The following is a 5,756-nucleotide window of genomic DNA, read 5'->3' on the forward strand; positions in this document are numbered from 1 at the left end:
CACCAAATCAAATGCATCAACAAAATAAAGTCAAAAGAAAACAATATAAAAGCAAAAAAGGCAGTGATATAAAATCACTACCTTTAGATTATTAATTCTGTAACGCTATTTCAGGACGTCACAACCTTAAGATAAATAAGTTTTTATAGAGATGTTTTATTTCCTTTTATTCAAGTAATCTCTTGGTGTACATTCTATATGTTTTTTAAAAATAGCGTAGAAGTTAAATCTAGAATTAAAGCCATTTTTTAGCAATATAATTCAGGTTATATATTAATTTAGTTGCTACAAGTATTTTTTAGCATGTGATAAGCTTTTGTAAAAAAATAAAACCTAGGACCTGCAAGTAAATAAAAAGGGGTAAAATGATTAAAAAGTATTAACGAAGTACTTCATAATTTAATTTTTAAGTTTTCTCTATTTGTTATAAAAATATAAATACAGAAAGATCAGGTAAAAAATAAAAGTTCCATTAGGTGGGCAAGACGTTTATAATGATAGTACTCTTTTTTTAAATTAGGTGTCCTTTTTTTTAAAAGAGTACGTATTATTTATTTTTTAATAATATTTTAAAAAAATATCTTTACTTTTGTCAATTAAAATAGTATCCAAATTTTTATAAATAAAATTAATTTATAAAATCTAAATCCAATCCCCCACCATGAAAAAGAAATATTATATTTTTCTATTTTTATTCTCATTTTTTGTCTCTTCTCTATTTCATTTATTAATTGCACAAAATACAAGTGCCATTGAATTTAATTCTTCATCAGACCTAAATAATTTTTATACTGACGGAAATCAATCTAATGGTGGAGAAATATTACCCAGATATGAAACCTCAGGAGGTCTCTTTAATTCTGGTTATTTAAGGGTAAATGATAACAATAGTAGTAAAGATATAGACGAAGTTTTTATTTCTAAACAAGGTTACTCTAATAGTGGAGTTGGAAGTGTTTATAAATTTAGTATTTATTTTAAAAGTAATGGCGTAGGTTATGGCGGTTTAGGATTTCAAATACCAGAGTCTGACGGCACACTTAACACTACTGCACAAGGACTATACGCAAGGAGTAATGGTAAGGTTCTTGGAATCTCTTTTCATGGCGGAGGCTATATTTGGCACAATGGCACAACTAATTCACCTTCTTACTGGCAACCTATCAATGGATCCTCTGGACTCACTCAGCATTTCGATAAAAACGGAAATGGAACTATAGAAGAAGAAGAAAAATGGTTGTTTGCAGAATTAACTATTGAAAACCTAAGTGAATCTAATTTTAAACTCTCTTTCAAATCCTATAAGTCTAATGTAGATGGAGAGTTGCACGGTATAAATACTTCTGAGAGTATTACCTATACGAATGCAAATTTTCAAGATGCAAATATACTTCATTCTTATTTTGCAGTAGGAGGTAAAAGAATATCTCATTTAGATCGCTACAGTGTAAATCTTTCTGGAGGTTCATCGTTCATTGAAGCGGGGCTTCCAATTGTAACGGGTAACGCTTCTCGATCAGGAACTACTATAAACCTTAATGGAGAAGTTACAAATGATCGAGGTTCAACAGTTATCGAAAGAGGTTTTGTCTGGTCACAAACAAATGAAAACCCTACTATCTCTGATACGAAAATAATAGAAGGTACTGGTGAAGGTGTTTTTACAGGAACCATAAGTAATATAAACGGAGGAGTTTATTACCTAAGATCTTTTGCTAAAAATAGTGAAGGAACATCTTATGGTCAAACTACTGAAATTATTGTTGAAAGCAACGGAAACTTAAAAGTTGTTACTAGTGGAGGTTCAGAAAGAGGAACTACATGGGACCTCATTTCAGGCTTTATCGTTTCTCGTAGTTCTGAAGAAGCAAGTATTAACGCTTCAGTTATTAATGCTGCCCTTAATGTTGGTGATTTAACCCTTCTTACTAACGGTTATATCAATATGGAATCTGATATAACATGGAATACAGATTCTAATTTAACTTTAAAATCAGCTGGTAATATTTTATTTAACAGTCAAATTTTAGCAACCAATGACGATGCAGGACTAAATATTTATTATGGAGGTAGTGACGATACAACGGTGCCATCTAATTCTTTTGATTACATATTCAATTTGTCAAATGAAGCTAGTATTAAAATGACTGGTACAAATGCCTCTGTAAATATTGCCAATAATTCTTACAATATAGTTAATGATATCTCTGAGCTTTCATCTATACCTTCTTCTTCATCAGATAGAGTAGTATTAACTGATGATATTGATTTATCTGTAAATAATTATTCTACAGCAGTAATTTCTTCTGTTTTTGAAGGAGTTTTCGAAGGTTTTGGTAATGAAATTCAAAACATGAACATTAGAAATTCAGGTGGTTCACTAATCAACTTAGGATTCTTTTCAGAGGTTCGAGGTGCTACTATTAGAAATTTAGGAGTAACTGATATGGATATCTTTACTTCGTCAACTAGTAATTCTACAGAATATAGAGTAGGAGGTATTGTGGGAAATATAGGACAAGCAGACCTGTCTTCGGGTTATTCAAAAGAAGCCTATACAACAACTTTAAATGGTTTATGGAGTACAGGTAAAATAGCAACAGCCAATACTGATCCTACCGTAACTGCCAGTGATACCGATAAACAAGCTATATTTTTTGCAGGTGGGTTAGTAGGTAATGTAAATAATGGTACAACTCTTATCACGAGATCTTACAGTTCTGCCGATGTAAGTTCAGCTGGTTCTGAAATATCTAGACGCTTATCTGTTGGTGGTTTAGTTGGTGATGTTGGTAATTATGATAAGACTAATTCTTCCACAACGGTTAAATTTGTACTTGAAAGATCTTATTCTACAGGTAGTATCTTGACAGCTCACCATTCATCAGGTTATTATGGTACAGGTGGTTTAGTTGGAGTTATATATGTTTCAGATAGTTCAATTTCTAACTGTTATTCTTGGAGTAATGTAATTTCTCAAGACGTTTCTTATGGTGGTATTGCTGGTTATCAGAATTCGTTAGCAACTTCTGTTAATTCTTATACTACGCTTACTAAAAAAGGTAATGGCTCATTTCCTACAAGTGTTTACTCTAATGTAACTGAAACTTCTCCAGTTTCAGGAACTAATATTCCTGGTGGCTTTAATAACATCTATTGGTCTAAACAAGAAGGTAAGCTTCCAAGTTTAAAAGAACTTACTTATCCTCGTACTGCCTTGTATGTAAAAGTTAATAATGGTATTGGACCAGTGGGTAATATTTTTCCAACATATACTATTTTAAATGAAAGTGGAAACGAAATTGATTTAGTTTCACTAGGTTTATCTGCTCCAACCGGAACTGCACTTTATACAATAGATAACAATACCCCAGCAGGTACTTATAATGATGTTGCTTATTTAGGAGGTCTTACTCTTAATGGAGTAAATAGCGCTTTATATACGCTTAAACCTTATTCTGTATTTGGAACATATGAAATTAATGCAAATGCTCCTAACATTACCTCTTTTTCACCGACATCAGTAGAAATTGGTTCTGAAATTAATATAATTGGTGTAAACTTTAATTTAGTAAATACAGTAACAATTGGTGGAGTAGACGCAATATTTACACTCAATTCTGACACTTCTATTACTGTTATTGTGCCACAAGAAGCAAAATCTGGAGCTATAACTGTTACTACTTCAAGTAACGGTCAGTCTTCTAAATCTGGTTTTATATTATTAGTTCCTATTAATAACATCACAATCAACGAAGGTTCTGATTGGGGTGTATTTACAGTAAATGGTCCTGTTGGTGATGTATTTTCACTAAAGCTATTACAAGAGTCAGGAGAAGCAGATTTAGGTAATCTGCCAACTATACAATCATGGAATGGTAGTGCTTGGATTGACTATAATCCCGATGATCAACTCACTGTTCCTAGTGGAGGTTCGGTTAACGTAAGAGTAGACATCACCAATGAGAAAGACACTGTTTTTGAAGGCGCCGAAACGTTTTCTTTAGAAGTAATTGAAATACCAAATGATTTGGTAGGTTTAACGGTATATGATGCAAATTTTCAAACCTTTAATCTCGATAATTACAATAGAACAGGAACAGATGGGGATGTTGGTACAACTTATAAAAAAGTAAATGCCATTACTATTAATGGTCAAGCAATTGATGTTGTTATTCGTATCGATGATAAATCAAATGTGAGTAGTTTCACATTTGATGACAATAGCTCAAATACTTTAAGATTTCAACCTAAAATTAATTCAAATTCAAGCTCTGGCTCATTTGTAGATTTTACCTTTGAATTTTTCTTATCTGGAACCACAACAAAAGTGGGAGTTAAAAACTTTGTTATACATCCAGTAGATATTGATGGTAGTTCGTCTAGTAAAGAGTTTGTTGAACTATTTGGTTTAAGTTCATATCAATTAGGACAATCTTCTGGTTTAACAGTGATTGAAAATCCATCAGGTAGAACTGGATTTACCAGATTCGAAGGGATTAATTCAACCTTATCGGGTATTGACTTCGAAGAAACAGCCTCTTTTATAGCTTACTATGAAAAACCTGTTGATAAATTCAAAATTAGAATGGGGGTAACTGGTTCTAGCTCTAATACAAGACTTTTTTCATCTTCAATTGGTTCTGCAATTGGTGCTTTCGATCAACCTGCAAATAATAATATTACAACAATCTTAGGAATAGCAACTATTAAAGATGATGGTACAGGAAATTATTGGGTAGGAGATAATCTTTTTCCAGCTACTTCATCTGAATTGGTAAATGCTAATATTACCTTGGATGATGATCAAGTAAAGGATATCAATGCTAGTGGGATTACAGTCGCATCTATCTCTGATCTTGTTTACTCAGGATTTGCTCAAACACCAAGTCCAGAGGTCAAAGATGGTACCACAGTTCTTTTAAAAGATACAGACTATGAGTTGAGTTATGTAGACAATACCAATGTAGGTACAGCTACAGTTACTATTACAGGTAAAGGCAACTACAACGGAACAAGAACAGTAACTTTCAATATTACCAAAGCCGCTTTAACAGTAACAGTTGATTCAGGTCAAACAAAAGTATATGGCGCAACAGATCCAGCGCTAACCTATACAATTACAGGATTCGTAAATAGTGATACAGAATCTAGTTTAGATACAGGAGTTAGCATCGTAAGAGCAACAGGAGAAGATGTAGGAACCTATACCATTACACCTTCCGGTGCTGTTGATAGCAATTATGACATAGGCTTTGTAACAGCTGACTTTAGCATCACCAAAGCCGCTTTAACAGTAACAGCTGATTCAGGTCAAACAAAAGTATATGGCGCAACAGATCCAGCGCTAACCTATACAATTACAGGATTCGTAAATAGTGATACAGAATCTAGTTTAGATACAGGAGTTAGCATCGCAAGAGCAATAGGAGAAGATGTAGATACCTATACCATTACACCTTCCGGTGCTGCTGATAGTAATTATGACATAGGCTTTGTAACAGCCGACTTTAGCATCACCAAAGCCGCTTTAACAGTAACAGCTGATTCAGGTCAAACAAAAGTATATGGCGCAACAGATCCAGGGCTAACCTATACAATTACAGGATTCGTAAATGGTGATACAGAATCTAGTTTAGATACAGGAGTTAGCATCGCAAGAGCAATAGGAGAAGATGTAGATACCTATACCATTACACCTTCCGGTGCTGCTGATAGTAATTATGACATAGGCTTTGTAACAGCCGACTTTAGCA

General features: G+C 33.3%; 1 protein-coding gene. It reads left to right on the top strand.

Annotated elements, in window-relative coordinates; all coding sequences use genetic code 11:
- Window positions 1-661 precede the first annotated feature (661 nt).
- The coding region (locus tag AC2D6T_RS11935) for an MBG domain-containing protein (protein ID WP_484681638.1) at window positions 662-5,756 on the top strand (5,095 nt) is incomplete at its 3' end.

The organism is Polaribacter sp. YIW18, from assembly GCF_057219325.1.